This window comes from Geomonas silvestris (assembly GCF_014193515.1).
In the GTDB taxonomy this organism is placed as follows: Bacteria; Desulfobacterota; Desulfuromonadia; order Geobacterales; family Geobacteraceae; genus Geomonas; species Geomonas silvestris.
In genome coordinates this window covers 380,575-404,866 of record NZ_BLXX01000002.1, presented here as the reverse complement: position 1 = coordinate 404,866, position 24,292 = coordinate 380,575, and the positions used below count along the sequence as shown (strand labels likewise).

The window sequence follows — 24,292 nt, the reverse complement described above, 5'->3', positions numbered from 1 at the left end:
ATGTGCGAGCACCATGACCACCACCATGACCATGACCACCACGGCCACGGCCACGACCACGACCACCACCACGGCCACGACCACGACCACCACCACGGCCACGACCACGGCCACGACCATCACCACGGCCACGGCCACTCGAAGGGACTGAAGCTCGCCATCACCGGCAAGGGGGGGGTGGGAAAGACCACGCTCGCGAGCCTTTTCGCCCGTGCCTTCGCCGACGAAGGGAGTCGCGTCCTCGCCATCGATGCCGACCCGGATGCCAACCTGGCTGCCTCGCTGGGGATACCGCCGGCGCGCTCCCGGGCCTTGCTCCCCATCGCCCGGATGAAGGAGCTCGCGGAAGAGCGCACGGGAGCCAGCGGCGGCTACGGCACCCTCTTCAAGCTGAACCCGAAGGTAAGCGACCTCCCCGAGAAGTTCTGCCTCGAGCACGACGGGATCCGCTTCCTCTGGATGGGGACCCTCGAACAGGGGGGAACGGGGTGTGCCTGCCCGGAGAGCACGCTGGTGAAACGCCTGATGGGGCACCTCCTGTTGGACGAGGAGGATGTAGTTATTTTGGACATGGAGGCGGGCATCGAGCACCTGGGGCGGCGCACGGCCGAGTCGGTGCACGCCCTGGTCGTCGTGGTCGAGCCCGGCCAGCGCAGCATCCAGACGGCTCACCAGACCATGGCCCTTGCCCGGGACCTGGGGATAGCGGAGGTCTTCGTGGTGGGGAGCAAGGTGCGCGACGCCGGAGACCGGAGGCTCATCGAGGAGGCTTTCAGCGCCGGGCGCCTGTTGGGGCACCTCTCCTTCAGCGAGGATCTGAGGCAGGCAGACCGTGAGAACCTCGCCCCCGGCAGCTGCGCACCCGCCTCGCTTGACGAGGTCCGCCTGCTCAAGGAACGGCTCACCGAGCGGCTCACTCACTAAGGCGGATCCCCCAAGGGGGGAGAATCCGGCACGCTGGTCCATTCGCCCCCGCTCCCGGGAAACCCGTGGCCACCCGTTTACGAGGTTGACGCGCCGGGGGAACACCTGCAACAATGACGGCTGCCTAACGAGACGGCCGGGTCCCAACACCCGGAGACCAGGGAGCGACGGTGCCGGGGAAGATGAAACTCACAGAAAAAGACCTGCAGCGCCTCTTCGACCCGCAGGGAGACGGTGGCCTGCCGCGCGACTTCACCCTGAAGCACTTTCCCAAGAAGACCCTGATCTACTCCCCGTTCGAGGAGCGCAACCTGGTCTTCGTGGTGAAGAGCGGACGGCTCAGGGTCTTCCTCTCCTTCGAGGAGAAGGAGTTCACCCTGGCCCTTTTGGAGGCGGGCGACGTCTTCTCCACCCACACCCGCGCCTTCGTGCAGGCCCTCGAAGGGGCGGAGATCCTTTTCTGCAACACGACCAGGCTACAGCAGCAGCTCCTCGCCGTCCCTGAAGTCTCGCTCGTCACGGTCCGCGTCCTGGGCGAGCTCTTGAAGAACTCCATTTCCACCATCGAGAGCCTTGCCTTCAAGGACGTGCGCAGGCGCCTTGTCGAGTACCTGGTCGGGGTCGAGGCGGACCGCGGCCGCCGCACCCCCGCAGGGTCGATCGTGGAACTCGGGGTCAGCACCGAAGACCTGGCCCTCCTGGTGGGGACCACCCGCCAGACCATCTCCCAGATCCTCAACGACTTCATCAAGAGCGATATCCTGGAAAAGGTGAGCCGCCGCACCCTGCTCATCAAGGACCTGGACGCCCTGAAAGCCTGGGCGGACAACCTCTAAGCTGCGGCAGCGCACACCGACAAACAAGGGGGAGCCCGTCACAGGCTCCCCCTTCTTCGTACCAGAGGCGGGATCAGGCCCCCGGTGCCTCTTCCGAGAGCCGCCCCATGACGAGGGCGAGCTCGGCGAGCTTGTAGGGCTTGGGCATCACGGCGCAGAACCCGAAGGCGCGGTAGTCCGCCATCACCGGGTCGTCGAAGTAGCCGCTGGACACCACCAGGCGCGCCTGGGGGTCCAGGTTCAGGATCTCCCTGGCCGCCTCCTTCCCCCCCATCCCCGCGGGGATGGTGAGGTCCATCAGCACGGCGAGGTAAGGGCGGCCGGCCCGCAGTCCCTCCTGGTAGCGTTCGATGGCCTGTTCGCCGCTGGAGCAGGCGGTGACCCGGTATCCGAGCGACTCCAGCATCTTGGTGGCGACCTTGCGCACGATGTGCTCGTCGTCCATGATGAGCACCGCACCGCGCTGCGGGGTTGTAGGGGCGGGAGACGGCCGGGGCTTGAGGAGCGGGGCGGGGAGTTCGCCGCTTGCCGGGAGGTGGCAGATGATGGTGGCCCCCTTGCCGGCGCGTGACCGGACGTCGATGTGCCCGCCGTGGTTCACGATGATGGTGTAGGCGGAGGCGAGCCCCAGCCCCGAAGAGCCCGGTTTGGTGCTGAAGTAGGGGTCGAAGATCCTGCGCTGCAGCGCCTCGGGGATGCCGGTCCCTTCGTCCCTGAAGCTGATCCGCAGGTAGGTTCCCGTCGGGACCCCGAGCGTGTTGCGGCGTCCCAGGCGCAGCCGGCGCCCTTCCACGCTCACCGTACCCCCCTCCGGCATGGCTTGCGCCGCGTTTATCAGGATGTTGCTGAAGGCCTGGGTCACGAGCCCCGGGTCCGCCTCCAGGGCGTCCACGTCGTCGGCGAGCCGCATTGCGGCCACTACCCGCGACCCGCTCAGGGCGAGGGCCACCGAGTCCTCCAACAGCTGGCGCACCAGGACCCGCTTCTTGATCGGTTTGCCGCCCCGGGCGAAGGTGAGCAGCTGGCGGGCGAGTTCGGCGGCACGCAGCGAGGCCTCTTCGGCATCCTTGAGCGGGGTGAGCGCCGGGTGGTCCTCCGGCACCAGGGCTTGAGCGAAGCTGATGTTTCCCAGGACCCCGGTCAGTACGTTGTTGAAGTCGTGGGCGATTCCCCCTGCCAAAACTCCCAGAGATTCGAGTTTCTGGGTGCGCAGGGTCTGGTCCTGGATCAGCTTCCGGGTGCGCATGTCGGTCACTACGATGCTGGCACCCTGGAACGTCCCGTCCGCCTCCCGCACCGCCTGGGCCGAGACCAGGCACGGGATGCCGCTGCCGTCCTTGCAGAGCAACTGACACTCGAAGTCCACGCAGTAATCCCCTCCACCGGCCGGCGCCTCGGCTCCCGCGCCTGAAAGCTCCTTCCAGAGCGCGGCGAACTCCTCGGGGTGTTCCACGCAGATCCCCCTGAAGGGCCTCCCCAGGACATCGGCGGTCTTAAAACCGGTCAGCTCGGTATAGCGGGCGTTGATGCACTCGATGGTCCCCTGGACGTCGGTACTGAGCACGATGGCCGGACCCTGGTCGATGGCGCGGGAGAACTTCCTCAGGTACTCAGCCTGCCCCTTGACCCCGCGCTCCAGTTCCAGCGCGGCCAGGGACTGGGCTACCGCCTCGCAGGCGGCCTCCAGGACGAGCGGCCTCCAAAGGTACTGCCTTACCCCGGGCCCGATCGCCTCCTGGAGCCGGCCGACTTCGCCCGTGTCGGTAACCATGACGATTGCCGCAGCAGGCTGTTCCGCGAGCAGGCTCCGTACCAGGGTAATCCCCCCGGAGGGGCTCTGGAGGTCCAGGACGGCGAGCTCCGGCAGCGCGCTGCGAGAGAGTTCCAGGCCAGCCGCCTCGTCCGCGGCGACCTCAAGGGCCAGCTCGGGAAACCTCGAGGCGAGCGCCTCGGCGAGCAGACGTCGTTGCGCCGCATCGTCAGCTACGAGCAGCAGTGTGTGGGGAGATGCTTCGGGGAGAGTCGATGCCATGAATCCCTCCAGCCTTCAGGACTGACGGCCTACTTGAGAAGTTAAGAGATTGGTGAGGCCTTGCATTGACACAGGGAGGGGCCCTGAGACGGCGGCCGTTTGGGACGTCTTAGTGGTGTTCAAAGTTTAAACACGTGTAGCATTTTAAGGGCGCAAGCACAAGAAAAAATAAAAAAGACGTAATGTGTCTGCCAGGTTTAACCCGGGTCAGGGCTCCTCCCCGGCGGGGGGGATGTCGGGGTTGGGCTCACCCCGGAAGGTCCAGTACAGGTAAAAAAGAGCGGGGACCAGGAACAGCGCGCCGACCGGCAGGACGCCGAGGAAGGCGCTCAGGGTGGCGCGCGGCGCTGCGGCCCCCTCCAGGCTCAAGGCGCCGATGATGAGGTCGGGACTAAGTGCGGCGGCGAAGCCACCGAGGGTACTCGCCACCGTGAGACCGGCACTCAGCTGGGCCGGGGCGTAGCGGCGGCGCCAGAGCAAAAGCTGGGTGCCGAGGCCGCTTGTTACCGCGATGGCCACGAAGGCCAGCGGCCAGGAGTCCAGGAGGCGGTGCGCGAAGAGCGGCGCCTGGTAAAGGGCGACCGGGATGCTCGCGGCGGTCAGCGTCCCGAGCACCAGACCGGCCAGGAGGGCCGCCTTGCGGAAGTCTTCCCTGAGCGCTCCGGCCACCCGCACCGTCAGGTAGATCGGGGCCAGGTAGGCGCAGACGGCGAGCCCGGCGAGCCCCCCCATGATGCTGAACGGGTTGAGCCAGGCCGCGAGGTCGACGACCGGCTTCCCGGCGCTCAGGGTGATCCGCCCCGAGGCGAGCGAGGCGACCGCGGTTCCCAGGGTGAAGGGGGTAAGGACGCTGGCGATCTCGAAGACCTGGGCGCTCAGCGGGAGTTCGCGCCGGGCCTGGCGGCCGAAGTGCCGGAAGGCAAAGGCGGCCCCGCGGAAATTGATGCCGATGAGGGCGAGGACAAGCGGAGGCATGAGCGCGGTGAAGACCAGGGCGAAGCCGGCGGGAAAGGCGGTGAACAGGGTGACCACCACGAAGATGAGCCAGACGTGGTTGGTCTCCCAAACCGGACCGATGGCGTCGAAGAGGAGGTCGCGCTGCGCCTCTGCCCGGGGGCCGAAGGCGAGAGCGGTCCAGATGCCGCCGCCGAAATCGGCCCCGCCGAAGAGGGCGTAGAGGACAAAGCCCAGGGCCAGCACCATCTCGCACCAAAAAAGCGGCTCGCTCATGGTTCCCCCTCCCTCCCCTTGGGCTGCAGCAAAAGCCTCAGAATCCCCAGGGTCAGGGCGAGGTAGACCAGGAGAAAGGCGACGAACACGAGGAAAACCCCCGAATTCGGGGTGACCCCCTGGGAGGTGCGCAGGTACCCCTGGACCACCCAGGGCTGGCGCCCGAACTCGGTGACCATCCAGCCGCTCTCCAGGGCGAGGAGGCCGAAGGGGGCGGCTAGGGCGATGAGAAGGAGCGTGCCGCTTTTAAGCGGCTCGCCGCGGCGGCGCCAGGTAACCCACCAGCACCGCGCGAGGGCAAGCGCCATGATGAAGAAGGAGCCGACCATCAGGTCGAACAAGGGGTGCACCAGGCGCGGGTCGGGGACCCGATCGGCCGGGAAGGCGTCCAGCCCCTTTACCACCGCGTTCGGGTCGTCCTTTGCCAGGATGCTCAAGAGTTTCGGGATGGCGATGCCCCAGGTGACCGTACCGGTTGCCGGATCGGGCCAACCTCCGACCACGAGCGCTGCCGCCGCCTGGGTCCGAAAATGCGCCTCCATCGCGGCGAGCTTCGGCTCCTGGTGCTTCGCGACAGCACTCGCCGCCCAGTCCCCGGAGACGAGCATGAGCGGCAGAGAGAAGGTGGCGACACCCAGCGAGATGAGAAGCGCCTGCCGAGGGTGGGCAAACCCCGCCCCCCTGAGCTCGGCCAAGGCGTAGAGGCCGGCAACCGCAAAAGCGGTAGCGACGTAGGCGGCCAGGGTGCCGTGCACCGCCTCGTGGCGCCAGGCCGGGTTGAAAAAGGCGTTGAGCGGCGAGAGGTCGCGCACTACCCCGCCGACCATGGTGAAGCCGGTAGGGGTGTTCATCCAGCCGTTGGCGCTGATGACGAAGACGGCCGAGATGGCCGAGGCGAGGGTGAGGGGGATGGTGCACAGGAAAAGGGCGCGGCGCGAGAGCCGGCGCTCACCGTAGATGTAGAGCGCCAGAAAGATCGCCTCGGTGAAGAAGGCGAACCCCTCCATGGAAAAGGCGATCCCGATGAGCGGGCCGGAAAAGGCCATGAACTGGGGCCACAAAAGGCCAAGCTCGAAGGAGAGGATGGTCCCGGAGACCGCACCGATGGCGAAGAGCACCCCCGCCGGACGGATCCAGAGCCTGGCCAGGTCGTGCCACTCCCCGTCGCCCGTCCTGAGTGCGAGCCCCTCGGCGATCATGAGCATGAGGGGGAGCCCGATGCCGATGGTCGCGTAGACGATGTGGAAGGCGAGCGAGGCCCCCATCAGGGCGCGGGCCGCCAGCAGCTGGTTCATGCTCTCTCCGCAACAGGTATGAAATTGACACCTACTCATTGTGGTGAGGTGAGGGGGTTTGTCAAGCAAACGGTGCGGTGCCTTTTCGCCCGGTTGAGCTGGAGGGGGGAGCGTGGCTTGCGCCGGTTCTGTCAGACAGGCACCCGGATCTGCGCGAGACGCCCGATGCGCGACCTGGCACCTTTACCGGCCGTCCGGGGAGCGTGGCTTCATTGCCTGGTGCTCTTGATGCCGGACTCCAGCGGCATCCCTGATCACAACTGCGCTGGTTTGAGCTCCGGGCTTTCCTGCTTTGCAGCAGGCGCCCCTGGCAGGGCAGCTACCCCCCGCTGCTCTTAAGACCTCCCGTCATGATTGTCGTCAGCGCAGCGCTGATTCGCATCAAACGGGGCTGTTGCTAAAAAGGTAAACATATCGATTTGTTATAGTAAAACCCGTCCGACGTCGACGCTGCTTTGATGGTAATCTTCCCTCATCCGATTCGCAGCACGGCCCCCGGGATCGACGGCGCGATGCGTGGGGAGTGCTGCAGCGGCCGGCGGCAGAGGAGCCAGCCCGCGCAATGTGCGGCGGGGCCGGCATGCCGCGCAGCTTCCCCCCCTGGATCGGGTGGCTGCAGCGTTGTCAGCAGAACAGGGCTCCCGAAAGCGCCCACTTCGGCAAATGAAACAGGACCGGGCTGCAAAATAATGTTGAGCGGGCGCCCGGCTGTCGGCGCTTCAAAGGCGCCACCTTCCAATGAAGAGAAAAAAGCACCCGGAGCGGCTGGACATGAAAATAGGGGCTGCTAGGCTGGTAGCCGGAAAACAGAGGGAGGAGGTGCACATGGGTCGATCGAAGGTTCAGGTCAATTTGGGTCGCATGAAGTCCGCTGAGACCGTCTCCTTTTCGCGGATGCTCAGCGCAAAACTGGCGGGAAACCCGGACTTCCCGGAGCCCTACCCGTCGTACGTAACCCCGCTGGTGCAACTGGACCAGAACACCAACGAGCTGGAGACCGCCTCGTACGCGGCGCAGAACCGGGACGTGTTGCTGATCGCCAAGAAAAACCAGTGGCATGAAGTGGTGAAAAACGACCTGGCTACGGTTCTGGGGCACTGCGAACTGGCGGCCAACGGCAACCTGGAGGCCCTGCAGCGTCTCGGTTTGCGGATCCGGGTCCCCAAGAAGAAGAGCACGGTCCGTGCGCCGACGGGGGAAACCTCCCTCAGCGTGGTCCAGCTTGCCGGAGGGCGGCTCATCTGCAAGGTGGGGAAGCCGTGCAGGAACGGGGCGGTCGAGGTGGAGAGCTGCAGTGGCGACCCGAGCGACGAGATGAACTGGCAGCGGGACGGGATCTACCTGAACGCCCAGTTCGAGCTCGCCGGCAAGAACCCGGGAACCAAGTACGGGGTGCGTGCCCGCTGCATCGGTCCCAACGGCCCGGGCCCCTGGTCCCCCTACGTCTTCATCATCGCCATCTAGCCCGGGCGGGCACCGCTTTGCTCCGGACACGACGAAGGGGTTAGCTGAAAAGCTAACCCCTTTTGTTGTTGGTGGAGATGAACGGGGTAGCACCTCCCGCCTCGACCATTCATAACTTGCTGTTTTTGCGAGTCTTAAAGCCTTGCCGCCGAATCGGACGGATCACCCAAACGGATCACCTTGATGGTGCTAAAAAACATATTCTTTGTCGCCGGGAAGCAGGTATAGCCTGGCGGCCGTCTCCTTGGGAATGCCGTTGTCCACCGCCACCTGATAGGAGGTCATTCGGTAGGCCTCGCTTTCCACTACCCCCTCCATCCAGTGCTCGTGGATGTGGGCGGAGACCTTCTTGCCGTCAATCAAGGAAAAGACTTCCTGAGCTTCGGTTCCTACACCCTCATGCCTCTTTGCTTTTTCTGGCCTCAAACTATTCATTCGCCCCTCATTTGAGTAAATGTCAACCCGGTAACGGTAGCTGGTTGTCTAACACCCAAGAGTGAAACAATTTTCAGCCCTGGTGGGCGTCAAATGACAGGAAGAATCACCATGTGTGTCAAGTCAGTATTCATCAAGAGACTGATGCACCCGTGGCACGAATCCAGCTGAAAAACATCGGACGATTGATTGGGGCGTTAGAACGTTTACTTCTTGCTCCGGCGGGAGATTGACAGCGGCTCGATATCCCGAAAAAGTCCAAAGTACATAGTTACCCTTCCACTTCAGGTAAGCGTTCCCTTGGTGGCTGATGAATGCCCCTTCTGGTACGTTCGCAGCTTGGTCGGAATACGATATTTTTTCTGACCGGCGGCCTATCCTTTCGCCATGCAAGATTTTGTCTATCGCAGCAATCGAGGGATTGTCTAACTGGTGATACTCGGAGTTGGCAGAAATCCAGCTGCGCTTAAACAGGTTGAATCGGTCCCGCTGACAATCGGAGCAGGGCCGGTGCCCAGCAGCAAACGCAGTAGCTTCATCCAAGAAGAAAAGCTCTGTATAGCGCCCCTCTCCCATCACCTGACGCCTTATCCCCCTCCAGTTGAGTAAGCAGAAAACCCACGCTTTGTTTCTGCTTTTTCGGATCAGTTGCTGACCATGATCGTGGAGAATCCCACGGTTTCCCATGAGTGTTCCACGTTCCGGGGTCGCAATGATGTTACCAAAAGGATCGGTACGATTTTGCAGCGCCATCTGCCCCCCATTTCACATTTATGGATTGACGAAGCACCTAAACTATATCAGATTTTTCTTGACGAAGCAACTAAAAATGCAATAAAAACAATATTTTACAATGTGGTGGCGAGCGAGATCACCCCATAACAATAGGCCTAGCAAGGGCTCAAACGGTATGAAACAGTGGGTGATAACTACGGGGTGTATCGTTTGAAAACCTGTACTGCAATCGGAGCAAACTAAAGGTGAATCCCTCCCTGGAAGCCATCAGACCACTTGTTCAGCTTGAGTTTTGCGGAATCAGGTTGAAATCATTTATTTATTTCTGAGAAAGATTTATCCACTTCTTTTGAAGCCCGTGAAATTTCCAGGCGAAACATGTCGTCGTGAAGATCTTTCATTTTAAGAGCCGATGTGTAATCCCCGGCTGAAATATATGTTTTTTGGTACTGTGCACCCGTATCCAAATACACTCCTGCTTTTTCGTAATGAGCCATTGCTTCTGTTACTGATTTTTTCAATTCTGGGAAGTCATTTGAGGACTTGCCCTGGACAAACATATTTACTTCAAATTTTGTGTCCCCCAAAGCAGAGGTGAAATCGGGGTGGTTAATGCCAGCTTGACACTTAGCTTGCAATTTTTTAAGTGCCTTGACTGCAGATACAGCACTATCGGGAATTGCCTTGTCAGCGATATTTTCAGATTTTGCTTTGTCAGCCGTTTTGGGTTCAGTCTTAGAGTGCTCCCGCATGTATTTTTCATATTTTGCACGGAATTTAGGCGGTAATTTTGAAATGTCTTCTGTTGAATTAATTCCACTTTTGTCTTCCCAGAAAAAAATTTCCCCAAAACATACAGACGAAGTGAAAAACACCGCCATCAGCCCAAAAACAACCTTTTTCATGATTCCCCCTTTTCATACATGATCTCGGAGATTTCAGAAGCCCCCAAATGTAAACCTTATCATAGAATTCCAAATGTCTCTGATGCCGAGTATGACATATCAACAGTCTCCCAAAAGGTTGGCTTCAAAAGGTGGAGGGAAGTTACTCTTCAGCATCTGAGGCCCCAAAAACCCGGGGGGTCGGCCCAGAAGTTGGCATAGACTAACACCCAGGCCGTATTTGTCAAGGGAATAGGCCTGTCAGTTAGTTTATAAAGCTTCATTTGCTGCCATCATCGGTCGCAGGAGGATTACCGGGATGGGAATGAAGCGGGCTCTTCTGGGGGCGAGGATCAAGGAACTTAGGAGACGTGTTGGCATGTCTCAAGATCAGCTTGCGGAGCGAGTAGGAATAGAGGGCAAATATATTAGCAGGATCGAGGTTGGCCGACGTTCCCCGTCTTTGGAGACGCTTGAAAAGATAGCCGATTCCCTCGACGTGGAGATGAAGGAGCTGTTCGACTTCTCCCACCACTCACCGGAAGTCGCGAGTCCTAGAGGGATTGAGCGGGCCTTAGAGGGGGCAACCAAAGAGGAGTTGACCCTCATTTTCAAACTAATTGAGGCGGTGCGAAAATAATTGCTATCGGTATTGACATTGATGTCAATCTTTTTAGGCGATATCATGCGGGGCAGGGAGGAAGAGCACAGGCGTAGGAGCGGCATCGGTAGCGGTATTAAGAAATGAATGGTCCCCCTTTCTCCGAAATTCCCTCTGACGGGATTTCAGCCTCCCATCTAGCCCTTGGTGTGCACACAGCCATAATAGACGATTTGCCGGCACTCATGCCGCTACCTCTCCATGGCGTTTTTTACCGCCGTAGCCGTCCACTGTTTACCGCGTGGCGTCTTGATACCCTTTTCGTTCAGCTTGGCTGCAATCCCCCGCAGGCTTAACCCTTCAGCTTTTAGCTTTTCAGCCATCGGCTTTACCCTCACTGCAAAGGTGTCAGCCTTCTCTATTCGAGCCGCAGCTGCAGCTACCGCTCCGGCTTTCTGGATTTCAGGAGTGAACCCCTCACCCTTTGAATTGCCGAGTTTAACGCCCCGCGCCTTCGCTGCCGCCAACGCTTGTCGCGTTCTCTCCGAAATCATAAACCGCTCCTTCTCTGCCAAAGCGCCAAAGAGCTGCACCGTGAAACGATCAGCACCGGGAAGATCCGTAACTACGAAATCGACCAAATTCTTTTGAAGCGTAGTGATGAAGCCAAGATCACGGCTAAGGCGGTCAAGCTTGTGGATTACCAGTCGCGCCCCGATCAGTTGCGCGTGCTGTATCGCTTCTCGCAACTCCGGCCTATCGTCACGCTTCCCACTTTCAACCTCTACATAGAGCTGTTCGAGGTCTCCGCCCATACTTGAGACATAAGCAGCTATCGCAGCTTCCTGGCTTTCCAAACCCAAACCAGAGCGCCCTTGGCGGGCGGTGCTTACACGTGCGTACCCAATATACCTCATAATGAACCTCCGTGTAAATATCCGTGACGGTCGTTACTGATAATTATACAAAAAAGAACATACAATGTCAATCACTGGTGGTGAAGCGGTGACATTGATGTCACTGGATTTGTGTGCAAGGCTTAAGGTTTTAGACTTGAGGGGGAATTGCTTTTGACGGTGAGGATAACTTTGATAGCCGCAGAAACGCCTTCCCAGACCTTCCCCGGTTTCCACCAGTCGGAACGGCCTTCCTTATGTAACCGCCTTTTGAATTCTTCTTGGTGTTCAGGGCTTAGATGCTGGAGAGCGGCATTCACTCCCTCGAACCGACATGCACTCAGAAACAGGGTCCACAATGGGGAATAGGCATCTGTCAATTTCGCCCCAGGATAGGCAATTAACGTCAGATCGGTAAAAGGGTTGGGCAGGCTTGCGACGGCGTTTAAGGTGCAGTTGAGTTTTAGGAGCCTTTGCTCTATCCGAAAGATGTTGTGCGGAGGAAGTGGGGTCTTGAGAGCCTTTTCCTTCTTGGCATTGAGGTGTTTTAGGTGGGCGACCTTGTCGTAAAGTACGGTCTGTTTATTGCTGCTGGAGGCGCCAAGATACTTGGTCTCTATTGTTCCGTTCTTGGCGTAGTGTCTTTCAACCTTGACCTTTGGGTTCATCGCCACAACGTCTGTAGCATCAAGGTAACTGGCATCAACAGTGAGGTCAATGCGGGTCACAATGCCCTGTTTCATCAGGAGGGCATACCCACCGGGAATGATAAAATCAATATTCTTCCTAAGATTGGGGAGGTTGACTTTGGCGGGGTTAAACTCGATACGGATAAACCTGTAACTGTTTTTATCATTTTTTGATGTCGTGGGGCAACATTCGACAAGTATGTCAGCTTCATCGACCCCAGACAGCTTAAGGCAAAATTGATAGGCGGTTTTCTTAATCCACTTGCCGTCGCCATTCTCCTTGGCTTTTTGAAATTTAGCTATGACAGTGCCATGATCCTTCTCGGGTATGTCCAGAGTCATAGTCAGCATGTCCACGAAGAGCACGCCTACCTGAGGGACTAAATCACCGCTGAGGTAATGGGTCTTGTCACCTTTTTTAATGTAAACTACCATCTATTTACCATATTGCTCTCTATTAGGTTAGCATATAGCTTAACCTGCTATTAGGTAGGAAGGTTGAGATAATCTTGAGAAAGAATAGCTTGTAAGGTGGGAAGATGCAGGCCAGATACTTGCAGAGGTACAGTCAACTCAGTAAGCATACTACATTTTCCATTTTGAAACATCAATAGGAAAAATAAGATTTTCGACAGTTCCGGCCAAGGCAGCAGGGCCATAGGGGTTGCCATAAGTGTTGGTTGTAATGGATTCGTCCCGATGCCCAACAATGGCGGCTATGATCTCCTTGGGAACATTTTTCTGTTTCAGGCAGTCGATAACGGTGTGCCGAAAGCTATGGAAAGGCTTATTCTTGCCTGTGACGCCGCAACGCACCCTGAAACGAAGAAACCATTTGCTGGCGTCCTGGGAGTATCCATCACGTCGCTTCTTTAGCTCAGGGAAAAGCCTGGCATACCCTTTTTTCTTTAAACAGGAAATGTAGTCGACAAGCCCCAGCGCCATAAGCCGGGTATGAAGGGGGATGATTCGGGCGCTGGCGAGATTCTTCAGCTTTTTGTCGCCATTCGAGTTGATGCTAATGACCCAAAGGCCATCCACCTGATAGAAGTCCTCAAGGTGGAGTTGGCAAAGCTCGTCAATCCTGGCGCCTGTGAACAGCCCTAGAAGTGGCAACCAGTAATGATAGGGGTGGCTGGCCTTACCCGTCAAATATTCTGGTGAGGAAAAAAGGGCCTTGAGGTCGGTAGCAGAGAACGGATCGCGCTTCTCGTGGTCGGCGACCTTCTCCTTAATTTTGAGGCCAGAGAAAGGATTTGTCGGGGTGTACCCGTTCTTTAAAGCCCACCCAAACAGCGAGGAAATGCGGCTCAGAAGGGTGTTGATCTTGGAGATAGACAACAGTTCCTCTTTTGGTATGTTCATCGCCAGGATGTCTTTGATTGGCCTGCCTCGATACAGGGGCTTCTTGCTCATATTTGACGGCAAACCCATAACCGTTTCTTTGAAAAACTGCGCAGCTTTGTAGTCTACAAGGGCAACCGGAATATCTTGGATGATCGTGACCAAGGTTTGGTAACCACCTCGGTACTCGGATTCGGTTTTGGCCGTCCAGTTTCCGCCAGCTACCATCTCTTTGCAGTATTTTTCTACTACTTCTGAAATTCTTGGGCTAGAAGGGGGCATAGGAGCCAACGTCGAAGGTGCCGGCAGCGACACAGGCTTAAACGACCGCGCATGGTCGTTAAGAAGCACCCGCTGTTCAGCAAATTCCAGGTACATCCTCATAGTTGCTTCGCAGAATTTTGTGAATTGCGCAGACGTTTGGTCAACCATGAGGTTGCTGTCTTGGAGAATTTCAACGGCCAGTTGCTTTGCAAACTCGGGGATACTTCCCGCTGAAGCATTCCCGGCGCGAGATCGGGAGATGTCTTTTATTGCCCGCTGATAACTGGGGATGGTGTTGTGTTTCCAGATGTCATCGGCACTAACAGGGTAAGGGCCAACGGTCTTGAGTTTTTCCCGCTCCAGAGCAAGCTGTTGTTGCAGTTTGTCGTCAAGAATCCTCCGCAGTTCTTCCCACGTAGCCATTGGCCCTCTCATTTTTAGAAGGTGCTCCTCAAAGCAGACCCGCAGCGCCCTTGCGATTTTGCGGGCGACGTGAATACTTCGGGTCTGCATCGACCGCCGATACTCTCTTTTGTGCAAATCCTGCCGAACGCCATCAGGGACTATAGCACGGAAGTAGTAGACGTGGTGACGGGAAAGATAGAGGTAGGAGTCCGTTGAAATCATAAATGCCTCTGTCAAAACGGATCACCTGAACGGACCACCCGTAGAAACAGAGGCATTTACTGTGCTCGAAGTCGCCAACAACTACAACAAGTTACGAAAATATTGGTGGAGATGAACGGGATCGAACCCTCGACCTATGCGTTGCGAACGCATCGCTCTCCCAGCTGAGCTACATCCCCGTATAAGCTCTCTCCAAGCCGCACCGGCCAGAGTCTCTAGAGCGCACCCCGCGCGGGGTGCAAGCGCAAGGCTACCCCTCCATCGGGAGCAGGATCTTGAACTCGGCGCCGACGCCCGGCTTGTTGAAGAGCTGGATCTTGCCGCCGTGGTTGGTGATGATCCGATTGGCGATGGGGAGTCCCAGCCCCGTGCCGTTTTCCTTCGTGGTGTAGAAGGGGGTGAAGATGTTAGCCAGGGCCTCGACGGGGATGCCGCCGCCGGTGTCGGCGATGCGCACGCAGACCGCCTCCTTTCCCTCGAGCCGGTCGGGCGCCACGACGACGGCCAGTTTCCCCCCCTTGTCCATGGCGTCGAGGGAGTTGAGCAAGAGGTTGATGAAGACCTGCTTCAACTGCTGGCAGTCCCCCTGCAGCCCGAGCTTCTTCCGTGAGTACCGGGTGGTCACCCCGATCTCCTTCTCCTCGACCTGGGGCGCCACCACGGCGAGAGACTCCTTGACGATGTCGCTCAGGTTGCAGCAGGTGTAGCAGATCGTTGGGCGCTTGGAGTAGTGCAGGATCTCGGAGAGCACCGATTCGAGCCGGAGCACCTCGCGCACGATCAGGTCGGCGCAGCTCCACTCGCTGGTCTCGGGGGGGAGCTTGCGGGTCAGGCGGGCGGCGAACCCGCCTATGGAGACCAGGGGACCCTTGAGCTCGTGGGCTATGCCGGCGGCCATCTCGCCGATCGCGGCCAGGCGCTCCTTCTGCAGGAGGCTCTCCTGGGCCTCGCTGATCTGCCGGTTGGCGTCTTCGACCTTGTTGTAGAGGATGGAGTTCTCGATGGCCATCCCGGCCTGGTTGGCGAAGAGCTGCAGGAAACGGAGGTCTTCCTGGGTGATGGGGGCGCGGCTGAGCGCGTTGTCCACCAGGACCGCGCCGACGGCCTGACCGTGGGCGATGAGCGGCGAGGCGGCGTAGGCGGTGCTGCGCCCCGGGTGCAGCTCGTCGGGTTCCCCCTCGAGCTCGCCCGGGACGTAGATGAGCCGTCGTTCCAGGACCGCCTGAGAGGCGATGTTACGGGTGGCGTCGAGCTCGAGCCTTTTGCCCATCACCTGCCGGTTGAACTCGGAGTCGCGCTGGGTGGCCATCGCCTCCTCGGAGATGTCCCAACGGCTGGAGAAGAGGTCGTTCCCCCCGTTGCGGGGCGAGGCGAGTGCCGGGGCCGACTCGCAGGTCACCCCGAGCATCCCCTGCAGCACGCCGGAGCGCTCGTTGCTGAGAAAGAGCATGGCGCGGTCGAAGAGGGAGGTAGGTGCCGAGGTGAGGGCGGTAAGGGTCAGGTGAATCAGCTTGTTGAGCTTTATGGTGGAGAGCATGGTGTTGCTCATCCGGTAGAGCAGCGAGAGCTCCTTGAGCTTCTTCTCGTTCTCCCCAAGAAAGCTCGTGATCCGCTCGGAGCTCACCGCCTCGGCGAGGGCACTCGCCACCAGGCGGGCCAGGGTCTCCAGGAACCCGGCGTAATCAGGTGCCAGGAGCTCGCCCGGGGCGAACAGGCACAGGGTACCCAGGGTCTTGCCGTTGGAACCAAGAGGTGTGCCGAAGGCGCAGAGCCGGGAGGGGTCGCCGGGCGCCGCCCCTTCCGAGCAGGGGGCCTCGCTCGCGAGCACCCGCAGCGCAAGCGACTGCTCGCGGCTTAAGAGTCCTTCCACGGAGAGACGCGCCTCGCTGCGGCAGACCCTAAACAGGCGCGGCTTCCCTTTGTCGTCGGCTTCCAGGCGGGCCACGGCGCAGACCGCGAGGCCTCCCCCGGTCACCAGCCGCAGGAAGCGGGTAATGAGCTGGCCCGGGGGGAGAGGCGAGCTGAGCAGGTTGCCGACCGCGCTCACCAGCGCCAGGCGGCGCCGGTCCCGTTCGGCGGCCTCCTCCTGGTAAAGCGAAGTTACCACCCCCAAGAAAAGCGGCATAAGGGGACGCAGCCCGGCCCTGGCGGGGGTGAGGGTTTGAGACGTGCCGGAGAGGGAGACAACCGCCGCCAACTCCCGGCCGTTTAAGAGCGGAAAGGCGCGGGTCAGCTCGGCCTCCCGGGAGGGGGCTTCCTCGGGGTGCAGTTCCTGGTGCGAGGCCGTTTGCTCGGTGAGCGTGAGCGCTGCGCCGCCGGCGAGTCCTGAGCCGAAAGGGATCAGACAGCGGGTGCCGGCAGGGGCCAGGTCCGAGCCGTAGCGTCGGGTGAGGGCATTTTTCTGGTGGTCGGGGAGAAAAAGGGTGGCCGAGGCAAGGCCATAGGTTCGGGCAGCCAGGCGGAGCAGGCAGGTGAGCCGTGCCGGATGGGAGCGCCTGGTCGCGGTGGCGACGCGCAACGCTTCCTCCAGGAGGTTTTGTCCGCTACGCACGGCCATACCTACTCCAGGGGGAGATGGTTTGGAACGACGAGAGGGGGGAGCTTAACGCATCCGTTCTCTTTTTTCCTGCTCCATCTTGCAGTTAATGCAGAGGGTGGTGACCGGGCGGGCCTTGAGGCGCGCCTCGCTGATGTCTTCCTCGCACACGTCGCAGATGCCGAAGGTCCCGGCCTCGATGCGCCCCAGAGCTTCCTGGATCTTGTTGATCAGCTTGCGCTCGCGATCCCGGATCCTCAGCTCGAAGGTGCGGTCCGATTCCTGGGTGGCCCGGTCGGTCGGATCGGGAAAGTTGGTGGTGTCGGAGGTCATCTCGGAGACGGTTCTGCCGGCCTCTTCGAGAAGCGCCCGTTTTTCTTCCTGCAGGATACCTCTGAAATATTCGAGTTTTTCCGGAGTCATGACACCTGTCCCTTTTTCGAATCAATTCGCTATTAAAGAGGATTTTTCCGCATTAGTAAAGTAAAATATGCGGTTTCCTCACGGTGGTTGACGGAAATCGTCTTACGGCCGACCGTGCCGCTCAAAAAAGGGAGGTCGAGGTGGCGCGTTTTCAGATGGCGTCCAGGGCCTCGACCAGGTCGGCCACCCCGACCACCTCGAGTCCCGCGATCCCCTGTCGGGGCGCGTTCCCCTTGGGGACGATGGCCCGGGTGAAGCCGTGCTTCACCCCTTCCTTTAACCGCGCCTCGCCGTTTGACACCGGCCGGATCTCGCCGGAGAGCCCGATCTCGCCGAAGACCAGGAGGTCCTGCGGCAGCACCTGGTTCCTGAGGCTGGAGACCACCGCGAGCGCCACGGCCAGGTCGGCGCTGGTCTCCAGCACCCGGATCCCTCCCACCACGTTCACGAAGACGTCCTGGTCGGCAAGCACCAGCCCGCCGTGCTTGGTGATCACGGCGAGTATCATGGCGATCCGGTTGCCGTCCAGGCCGATCCCGAGCCGGCGCGGGCTGCCGTACTGCGCCGAGACCACCAGGGACTGGATCTCGACCAATAGCGGCCGGGTCCCCTCCCACAGGACGCTGATGAGGCTCCCCGGGGCGGCGGTGTCGGTGCGCGACAGGAAGATGGCCGAGGGGTTCTTGACCTCCTTGAGGCCGCGCTCGGTCATGGCGAAGACCCCGAGCTCGTTCACGGGACCGAAGCGGTTCTTGGTGGTGCGCATCAGCCGGTAGCGGGCGTCCTCGGTGGAAGAGAGCATGATCTGGGTGTCCACCATGTGCGACAGCGTCATGGGTCCGGCGAGCGCCTGGTCCTTGGTGACGTGCCCCACCATGATGAGCACCACCCCCGAGGTCTTCGCGTACAAGGTGAGGGTGGCGGCACTCTCGCGCACCTGGGAGACCCCTCCCGGAGCGGCATCGAGTCCGGCCGACTGCATCACCTGGATCGAGTCGATCACCACCACCTCGGGGCGCTCAGCCTGGGCCACTTCCAGCACCCGCTCCACGGAGCTCTCGGCAAGCATCTTCACCCGGTCGGTGGGGAGCGTAAGGCGCCTGGCGCGGCTCGCGATCTGCTGCAGCGACTCCTCGCCGGAGACGTAGAGCACCTCGCGGGAGCGGGCGGCGTGGCACATGGTCTGCAGAAGGATGGTGCTCTTGCCGGCACCGGGGTCCCCCCCGATCAGGATCACCGATCCCGGCACGAAGCCGCCCCCCAAAACGCGGTCGAACTCCTCGGAGCCGCTGGAGAAGCGGGCCTCTTCGGTGAGCTCGACCTCGGCCAGAAGCGTCACCGCGGAAGAGGCGCCGGCAAACCCCTCACGGCGCGTCGGGGCGCCCAGACGGACCTCCTTCACGGTGTTCCAGGCCCCGCAGGCGGTGCAGTGCCCCTGCCATTTCGGGTAGTTGGCGCCGCAGTCGGCGCACACGTAGCCCGTTTTCACCTTTGTCTTCGCCATGCGCCCCCGATCCGCCATATAGCGGCATATGCAACCCGGGATACTATGCTCTTTGCCATTTGCTGTCAACTCCTGGCAGTTGGGGTTTGACAAGCTTTCCTGACCTACGCTAAACTTGGCCGCGCCGAAATTTCTGTGTGGCAGGCGGGGTTAGCCGCGCGACGGCAGCGCGGCGGAAGGGCCGGCCGCGGCTTTTCCGCGGAGGGGGAACATCGGATGGGGAAGATCGGGATACCATCGTCTCATCGTCACGCCCAGCGTTACAGTCAGGCGATCGCGGCAATCCGCGTCGTCTTCCTGGAGACCGAGGCGGGGCGGGTCCCGGAGACCGCGGCGCTGCTCGCGGCCGCGCGCGACCTGGCGGCCGCGGCCCGGCGCGACCCCGTCCCCCTCCTGGGGCTCTCCCTCAGTAAGGATTACGACAGCTACAGCTTCCACCACTCCGTGAACGTGGCGGTGCTCGCCATGGCGCTCGCGGCGAGCATGGGGTTGCCCCAGGAAGAGGTGGAGGAGATCGGTCTCGCCGGTTTCCTCCACGACATCGGGAAAACCCGGATCGATCGGAGCATCGTGCTGAAGCCGGGAAAGCTGACCCGGGCGGAGTACCAGGAGATGCAGCGCCACCCCGAGTACGGCGCGGCGATCGGCGCCGAACTGCCGGGGGTGTCGCAGCGGGTCGCCGAGGCGGTCCTCGCGCACCACGTGCGTTTCGACCGCACCGGCTACCCCGACTGGGCCTGCGGCCGGGAGTACGGCCGCATCAGCAGCATCGTCGCGGTTGCCGACTGCTACGACGCCGCCACCACCATGCGGCTCTACCAGGAGCAGCTGCAGCCCATGCAGGCGGTACAGGAGATCCGGCGCCAGGCGGGGAGCGCCCTTGACGGCGCCATCGTGGAGCGCTTCCTGGCGCTGGTCGGCCGCTACCCGGTGGGGAGCCTGGTGCGTCTGGAGGGAAACGAGATTGCGGTGGTGTTCACGCCGAGCAGCCATCCGGCCGGTGCGGCGGTGGTGAAGGTGGTCCGGGACAGCGCGGGGGTCCCGCTCGCCGAGCCGCGGCTTTTGACGCTCGTGGAAGGGGGGACGCGGATCGTGGACCTGGTCGACCCCCTGCAGCAGGGGATCGACGTCTCGGACTGTTTCTAGGTCAGGGGAGCAGGGAGAGGGCGGTAGCCGCGGCAGAGCGGGTCCGCTCGTGCGGGGAGCCGAGGAGCCTTAAGAGCGGCTCCTCGAGGCGGGCGTCGCCCAGGTGCCCGAGGGCCAGGGCCGCCTCGGCGTCCAAAAGGCCGTCGCTCTCCTCCAAAAAGGGGATGAGCCTTGGGACCAGCGCCGGTTCGCGGTAGTGCGAGAGCGCCTCGATGGCCGCCGCACGTACCGCGACCACCGGGTCCTTGAGCCGTTCCACGAGCTGGGAGAGCGCCTGCGGGTAGGCCAGTTCGCCGAGCACCTTGATGGCGGCGCACTTGATGTCCTGCTCGGGGCGGGCGGCGCAGTAGAGCAGGATGGGGAGCACCTTCTCCCCGCCCAGGCGCCCCAGCGCGTAGATGGCGCCTATCTTGGTGCCGCGGTCCCCCTGCTTCAGGCGGGTCAAAAGCTCGTCGAGGCTCTGGGCCGCTTCCAGGGTCTCCAGGGCCTGCGCTGCGGCCTGGCGCACCTCGGCGCTGGCATCCTTGAGAAGCGGGATGATCGCCTCGCGGCGTTTCATGCGGGATGTGGGTTCCATGGAGAGATAACCTAACAAAAATCGGGTGCTTGGGCAAGCAAAACGGCAAAGCCTCCCCTCCCCTTGTCGAAGGAGCGTATCAGATGAACCAGAGATTGAAGAGTATCGCGCTGTCGGCCCTGGTGCTTCCCGGGCTGGGACAGCTCTACCGCGGGCGCCGCGTCAAGGGAGGGGTGCTCCTTTTCCTGGACAACCTCTTCATCCTGGCCGCGCTCTTCATCGCCCTGCGCAGCGCCGGGAAGTTCCTCCTGGCTGGGAGGACCGGCCTCGACGCCGAGAAGGTGATCGCCGCCATCCAGGTCGACGCCCCCTACGCCCGCTGGGTCCTCGTGGGGTTCGTGGTGCTCTGGTGCTACGGCGTGGTCGACGCGGCCTTCGACAAGAAGCCCTGACCCCTCACCGGGGTCGTTCCCCCGCCACCCCCTCCTCGCTCTCCCGCAGGATGAGCCCCTGGCCCTTGAAGAGGGCCTGCAGCCTTGCCACGGGAACCTTGAGCCGCCAGCCGTCGTGGAAGCGGTCCGCCGCCAGGAAGAGCCCGCCCGGGGCGAGCCGGGCGGCGAGCGCCGCGACCGCCTTCGAAAGCTCCCGCGCATCGTGCAAAAGCGGCCCCCCCAGAAGCCCGTTACACAGGATCACGTCGAAGCGCTCCGGGCTTGGAGCGGCCACCTCCTCCAGGTAGAACCGCAAGGTCAAGGCCTCGGACGCCAAAAGGGGGGCGACCCGTTCCCGGTAGGCCCGGGTCCGTTGCGGGTCGTGCGGGAAGAAGGCGTGGGCCGCGGCGAAGAGTTCCAGGTGCTCGAGGGTCGAGCCGTCCAGCCGTACCTCACGGTAGCCGGCCTCGAGGAGCGTCCCGGCGAGGTCGTAGCTCCCCTCGCCGCTGCCGCAGGCGCTGTCCAGGGCCCGGATGCGCCCGCCCAGCCGGCCCAGGTTCCCGGCCAGCCAGCGCTTCAGGAAGCGGGTCTGACCCGGGTAGCGCTCGAAGGTCGCCCCGAAGTGCTGCGGCAGGAACAGGGCGAAGAGAAAGCTCTCCCGGAAGGTGCCGTCGCGGGCCAGCAGGGCGAGGGTGTGGGCCGGGTCGGCGCGCTTCAGCCGGGGCCGGAACCGGTGCAGGAAGTCGAGCCAGCTCGCCGAACCGTACAGGTAGCTCGCCTCAAGAAGCGGCGTGAACCGGCAGGCGGCCCGGCACAGGGCGGCAAAGACGGGGCGCACCTCGCTCAACGGGAAGAGCGCCTCGCTCAGGCTGCGCATCTCCTCGGTCGGCAGCAGCCCGGGCGCCCACAGGGGGAGCGGGTAGCTTTCGGTAAAGCCCGCAAAGCGCGCGGCCAGCCGGTCGATGCGCCGGGTAAGCCCCGGGTCGCCCAAGGCCCCGCTCACCAGGAGCCGGTCCAGGCGGCGCCGGATTTCGGCAGGGTCGCTTGTGGGGGTGAAGGCCGGGCGCACCTCAGAGCACCACGCTGTGCAGGTCGCGCCGGTGGTAGCGCCAGGCGAAGGCTGCGGCACGCACGAACCAGTCGAGGACGAAGACGCTCCAGACCAGGTAGAGGGAGAGCTTCAGGGGGTAGGCGGCGATCCAGGAGAAGAGCACCCGGATCCCCCACATGGCGCCCAGGGTCACCAGGAAGACGTAGTGGGTGTCACCGGTGCCGCGCAGGCTGCCGGCGTAGACGAAGGAGAGCGCAAGCGGCACCTGGGCGAAGGCGACCAGCCTGAGAAAGACGCTCCCCTTTTCGATCACCTCGGGATCGCTGGTGAAGAGGGCGATCAACTGGTGGGGGACAACGAGAAAGATAAGCGCCATGCTGGCCATGACGAAAAGGGCCAGGCGCAGCGCCTCGGCGTGGCTGATCCGGGCGCGCCTCACCTTGCGGGCCCCCAGGGCCTGCCCCATCAGGGTCGCCGCGGCGATCCCCATCCCCGCCCCCGGCATGAAGGAGAGCGACTCGATGGAGAGGCCGATCTGGTGCGCGGCATAGGCGCTCGTGCCGAAACCGATGATGAACTTAGAGTAGAAGAGCTGGCCGGACTGCTGGGCGATGCGCTCGAGTGCCACCGGGTAGCCGATGTCCCAGACCTTGCGCAACAAGACGAGGTCGGGGGGGCCGATTCTCAGGTAGTTGCGGCGCAGCGCCTCGACGAGCAGGTAGAGAAAGCCCGCGGCCTCGGAGATGTTGATGGCGTAGGCGGCCCCCACCACCCCGAGCCTGGGGAGCCCCAGGTGGCCGTAGATGAGCGGCCAGGCGATCAGGACGTGCAGCACGTTGACCAGGATCACCCCCTGCATCGGGGTCCTGGTGTTGCCGGTCCCCTGCATGATGGCCGAGAGGATGTTGAGCCCTGCCGTGCAGCCGAAATAGAGGAACACGAGCCGTATGTACTCGCCCGCCTGACCGCGCACCTCGAGGCTCGCCCCGAGAAAGCGGGCGAGCTCCCCCCCGAAGCGGTACCCGGCGAGGCTCGCAGCCACCGCGAGCAGCGCGCACAAAAGGCACGAGGCGAAGGCGGCGCGGCGCGCCTCGCTGCGCCGACCGGCGCCCCAGAGGTGGGCGATGACCACGGTGGCGCCGGTGGCGAGCCCCCAGAAGACGGTCATCACCACGAAGATGAGGAGCTGCCCCACCCCGGTGGCGGCGATCGCCGCGGCACCGAGCCCCCCCACCATGAAGATGTCCACGATGGAGACCAGCCGCTGAAACAGCGAGGAGAGCAAGACGGGAAGCGACAAGGCGGCGACGTTGCGCCGGATCGAGACCCGCTTGTTGCGCACCGACCGGGATATTCGTTTTCTCAACGCGACAGAACCTTTCTCTCTAGGCGTTATAACCCAAGCTCTTCCTGCATCCCCAAGGCGAAGTTCTTCGCCCTCCCGGAGGGGGCGATGATACCGTAGGCGATCGCTTCCCTGAGTTCCGCCTCACTGGCACCGGCTTGCTTCGCGACCGCGAAGTGTTTCTTGAGTCAGGTGGGACACCCTACCGCCACGGCGCAACCGACCCGGATCAGTTCGCGGTACTTGGTCTCCAGTACTTCCTCGTATTCGTAGTCCAGGATCTTCTTCCGTGTTTTCATCTCTGCCTCCTTGTGTGGTGACCGGCTCAACAGGAAGTTCCGGGTTTCTTACTAACACAATTGCCCGGCGCTGCAAACAGGAAGTCACGGCAGGGTCGGAAAAAGGCGCGACCCCGAGCCTTCCCTCAGTGCCGAGGCATGCCGCAGGTGCGAGCAAAGGCGCAGGGGCAGCTCCGCCTCGCACCTGCGTGCCCCCCGAGTCACCCGCGCCGGTGTCCCTTGTTCCGGGTGAGGTCATGCACCTGACCGGTAAGCTTGGTGATCCGGTCCAGGTATTCGGCGTAGGCCGCCTCGATCTGGCGCTGGGAAGCGCTTACCACGCGCTCCAGCCGCTTCTCCGCCAGTTCCAGCTCGTGCTTGTACTCCTGCAGTTTCTCGTCGAGGTCCATCAAGAGGTTTTCCAGCAACCAGCGGCGCTGTGCCGGAGGCAAGGAGGGGTCGTTGACGATGCGGTCGATCGCGTCGTCGGATTCCGGGTGCTGCTTAAGCTCGGCCTTCAGTCTGGCCGTGATTCTCTTGAACTCGAGTATTTTTGCCATCTGCTGATCCTCGTGCATCCACGACCCAGGCCTCCCTCGAGAAGCTGCCGGGGAGGCCGCGAACCGTGATCCCCATTAATCTTAGGGGATTTCCCAAGCCGATGTAAATCGGCAAAAACCCGGCACGGCAACCGCTACAGATACCCGGCGTTTTGCCGATACTACCGGAAGGGGAGGGCTTCGGTGCGGCGGCCCTCGAAGTGCGCCGGCGGTTGTCGATTCTTAATAACCACGCGTTGTGGCAG

The 24,292-nt window shown here is 61.8% G+C and carries 23 protein-coding genes and 1 tRNA gene; 6 read left to right on the top strand and 18 right to left on the bottom strand.

The window, feature by feature from the left end; all coding sequences use genetic code 11:
- Together GMST_RS05415 and GMST_RS05410 are read left to right on the top strand one after the other, a co-directional pair.
- Positions 1-924 carry an ATP-binding protein gene (locus tag GMST_RS05415; RefSeq protein ID WP_246399191.1) on the top strand — a complete coding sequence of 308 codons (924 nt, stop codon included), beginning with the start codon at positions 1-3 and terminating at the stop codon, positions 922-924.
- A gap of 182 nt (positions 925-1,106) precedes the next feature.
- Complete coding sequence (locus GMST_RS05410) at positions 1,107-1,760, top strand: Crp/Fnr family transcriptional regulator (RefSeq protein ID WP_246399190.1); 654 nt, start codon at positions 1,107-1,109, stop codon at positions 1,758-1,760.
- Positions 1,761-1,833: 73 nt separating this feature from the next.
- Here the strand turns inward: GMST_RS05410 and GMST_RS05405 are convergent, their stop codons facing one another.
- The 3 genes from GMST_RS05405 to GMST_RS05395 form a co-directional block, all read right to left on the bottom strand.
- Positions 1,834-3,792, bottom strand: coding sequence for a response regulator (locus GMST_RS05405; RefSeq protein ID WP_183353610.1), 1,959 nt, complete (start codon positions 3,790-3,792; stop codon positions 1,834-1,836).
- A gap of 207 nt (positions 3,793-3,999) precedes the next feature.
- Positions 4,000-5,022 carry a cytochrome d ubiquinol oxidase subunit II gene (locus GMST_RS05400; protein ID WP_183353609.1) on the bottom strand — a complete coding sequence of 341 codons (1,023 nt, stop codon included), beginning with the start codon at positions 5,020-5,022 and terminating at the stop codon, positions 4,000-4,002.
- On the bottom strand, positions 5,019-6,317 hold the full coding sequence (locus GMST_RS05395; protein ID WP_183353608.1) for a cytochrome ubiquinol oxidase subunit I: 1,299 nt from the start codon (positions 6,315-6,317) through the stop codon (positions 5,019-5,021). Before GMST_RS05395 ends, GMST_RS05400 begins: the two co-directional genes overlap by 4 nt.
- 825 nt (positions 6,318-7,142) lie before the next feature.
- Here GMST_RS05395 and GMST_RS05390 point away from each other — a divergent pair.
- The gene (locus GMST_RS05390; RefSeq protein ID WP_183353607.1) at positions 7,143-7,781 is read left to right on the top strand and encodes a hypothetical protein; all 639 of its coding nucleotides are present in this window, start codon (positions 7,143-7,145) and stop codon (positions 7,779-7,781) included.
- Between the two features lie 189 nt (positions 7,782-7,970).
- Here the strand turns inward: GMST_RS05390 and GMST_RS05385 are convergent, their stop codons facing one another.
- The 3 genes from GMST_RS05385 to GMST_RS05375 form a co-directional block, all read right to left on the bottom strand.
- Complete coding sequence (locus tag GMST_RS05385) at positions 7,971-8,216, bottom strand: hypothetical protein (RefSeq protein WP_183353606.1); 246 nt, start codon at positions 8,214-8,216, stop codon at positions 7,971-7,973.
- A 123-nt stretch (positions 8,217-8,339) separates the two neighbouring features.
- Positions 8,340-8,969 (bottom strand): hypothetical protein, encoded by a 630-nt coding sequence (locus GMST_RS05380; RefSeq protein ID WP_183353605.1) that lies wholly within the window; start codon positions 8,967-8,969, stop codon positions 8,340-8,342.
- 293 nt (positions 8,970-9,262) lie between these two features.
- Positions 9,263-9,856 carry a hypothetical protein gene (locus GMST_RS05375; protein WP_183353604.1) on the bottom strand — a complete coding sequence of 198 codons (594 nt, stop codon included), beginning with the start codon at positions 9,854-9,856 and terminating at the stop codon, positions 9,263-9,265.
- Between the two features lie 298 nt (positions 9,857-10,154).
- Between GMST_RS05375 and GMST_RS05370 the strand changes: the two genes are divergently transcribed.
- On the top strand, positions 10,155-10,475 hold the full coding sequence (locus GMST_RS05370; protein ID WP_183353603.1) for a helix-turn-helix domain-containing protein: 321 nt from the start codon (positions 10,155-10,157) through the stop codon (positions 10,473-10,475).
- 212 nt (positions 10,476-10,687) lie between these two features.
- Here the strand turns inward: GMST_RS05370 and GMST_RS05365 are convergent, their stop codons facing one another.
- The 7 genes from GMST_RS05365 to radA all read right to left on the bottom strand — a co-directional run bounded on the left by GMST_RS05365 (position 10,688) and on the right by radA (position 18,719).
- Positions 10,688-11,353, bottom strand: coding sequence for a recombinase family protein (locus GMST_RS05365; protein ID WP_183353602.1), 666 nt, complete (start codon positions 11,351-11,353; stop codon positions 10,688-10,690).
- 122 nt (positions 11,354-11,475) lie between these two features.
- Entirely contained in the window at positions 11,476-12,456 is a 981-nt protein-coding gene (locus GMST_RS05360; RefSeq protein ID WP_183353601.1) for a hypothetical protein, read from the bottom strand.
- Between the two features lie 150 nt (positions 12,457-12,606).
- The gene (locus GMST_RS05355; RefSeq protein WP_183353600.1) at positions 12,607-14,256 is read right to left on the bottom strand and encodes a site-specific integrase; all 1,650 of its coding nucleotides are present in this window, start codon (positions 14,254-14,256) and stop codon (positions 12,607-12,609) included.
- 103 nt (positions 14,257-14,359) lie between these two features.
- A tRNA-Ala gene (locus GMST_RS05350) sits at positions 14,360-14,435 on the bottom strand.
- 71 nt (positions 14,436-14,506) lie between these two features.
- On the bottom strand, positions 14,507-16,813 hold the full coding sequence (locus GMST_RS05345) for a GAF domain-containing sensor histidine kinase (RefSeq protein ID WP_183353599.1): 2,307 nt from the start codon (positions 16,811-16,813) through the stop codon (positions 14,507-14,509).
- 45 nt (positions 16,814-16,858) lie between these two features.
- Positions 16,859-17,215, bottom strand: coding sequence for an RNA polymerase-binding protein DksA (dksA, locus tag GMST_RS05340; protein ID WP_183353598.1), 357 nt, complete (start codon positions 17,213-17,215; stop codon positions 16,859-16,861).
- Positions 17,216-17,366: 151 nt separating this feature from the next.
- Positions 17,367-18,719, bottom strand: a complete 1,353-nt coding sequence (gene radA, locus GMST_RS05335) for a DNA repair protein RadA (RefSeq protein WP_183353597.1) — start codon at positions 18,717-18,719, stop codon at positions 17,367-17,369.
- A 216-nt stretch (positions 18,720-18,935) separates the two neighbouring features.
- Here radA and GMST_RS05330 point away from each other — a divergent pair, with 216 nt between their 5' ends.
- Positions 18,936-19,865 (top strand): HD-GYP domain-containing protein, encoded by a 930-nt coding sequence (locus tag GMST_RS05330; RefSeq protein ID WP_183353596.1) that lies wholly within the window; start codon positions 18,936-18,938, stop codon positions 19,863-19,865.
- Position 19,866: 1 nt separating this feature from the next.
- On the opposite strand, the gene GMST_RS05325 is transcribed toward GMST_RS05330, so the two are convergent.
- On the bottom strand, positions 19,867-20,442 hold the full coding sequence (locus GMST_RS05325; protein ID WP_183353595.1) for a HEAT repeat domain-containing protein: 576 nt from the start codon (positions 20,440-20,442) through the stop codon (positions 19,867-19,869).
- Positions 20,443-20,525: 83 nt separating this feature from the next.
- Here GMST_RS05325 and GMST_RS05320 point away from each other — a divergent pair, with 83 nt between their 5' ends.
- On the top strand, positions 20,526-20,834 hold the full coding sequence (locus GMST_RS05320; RefSeq protein ID WP_183353594.1) for a hypothetical protein: 309 nt from the start codon (positions 20,526-20,528) through the stop codon (positions 20,832-20,834).
- A 4-nt stretch (positions 20,835-20,838) separates the two neighbouring features.
- Here the strand turns inward: GMST_RS05320 and GMST_RS05315 are convergent, their stop codons facing one another.
- The 4 genes from GMST_RS05315 to GMST_RS05305 all read right to left on the bottom strand — a co-directional run bounded on the left by GMST_RS05315 (position 20,839) and on the right by GMST_RS05305 (position 24,047).
- Entirely contained in the window at positions 20,839-21,882 is a 1,044-nt protein-coding gene (locus GMST_RS05315) for a class I SAM-dependent methyltransferase (protein WP_183353593.1), read from the bottom strand.
- A gap of 1 nt (position 21,883) precedes the next feature.
- The gene (locus GMST_RS05310; RefSeq protein WP_183353592.1) at positions 21,884-23,230 is read right to left on the bottom strand and encodes an MATE family efflux transporter; all 1,347 of its coding nucleotides are present in this window, start codon (positions 23,228-23,230) and stop codon (positions 21,884-21,886) included.
- A 26-nt stretch (positions 23,231-23,256) separates the two neighbouring features.
- The gene (locus GMST_RS22390) at positions 23,257-23,508 is read right to left on the bottom strand and encodes a GSU3128 family (seleno)protein (protein WP_281379913.1); all 252 of its coding nucleotides are present in this window, start codon (positions 23,506-23,508) and stop codon (positions 23,257-23,259) included.
- 200 nt (positions 23,509-23,708) lie between these two features.
- On the bottom strand, positions 23,709-24,047 hold the full coding sequence (locus GMST_RS05305; RefSeq protein ID WP_183353591.1) for a hypothetical protein: 339 nt from the start codon (positions 24,045-24,047) through the stop codon (positions 23,709-23,711).
- Between the last annotated feature and the right edge of the window lie 245 nt (positions 24,048-24,292).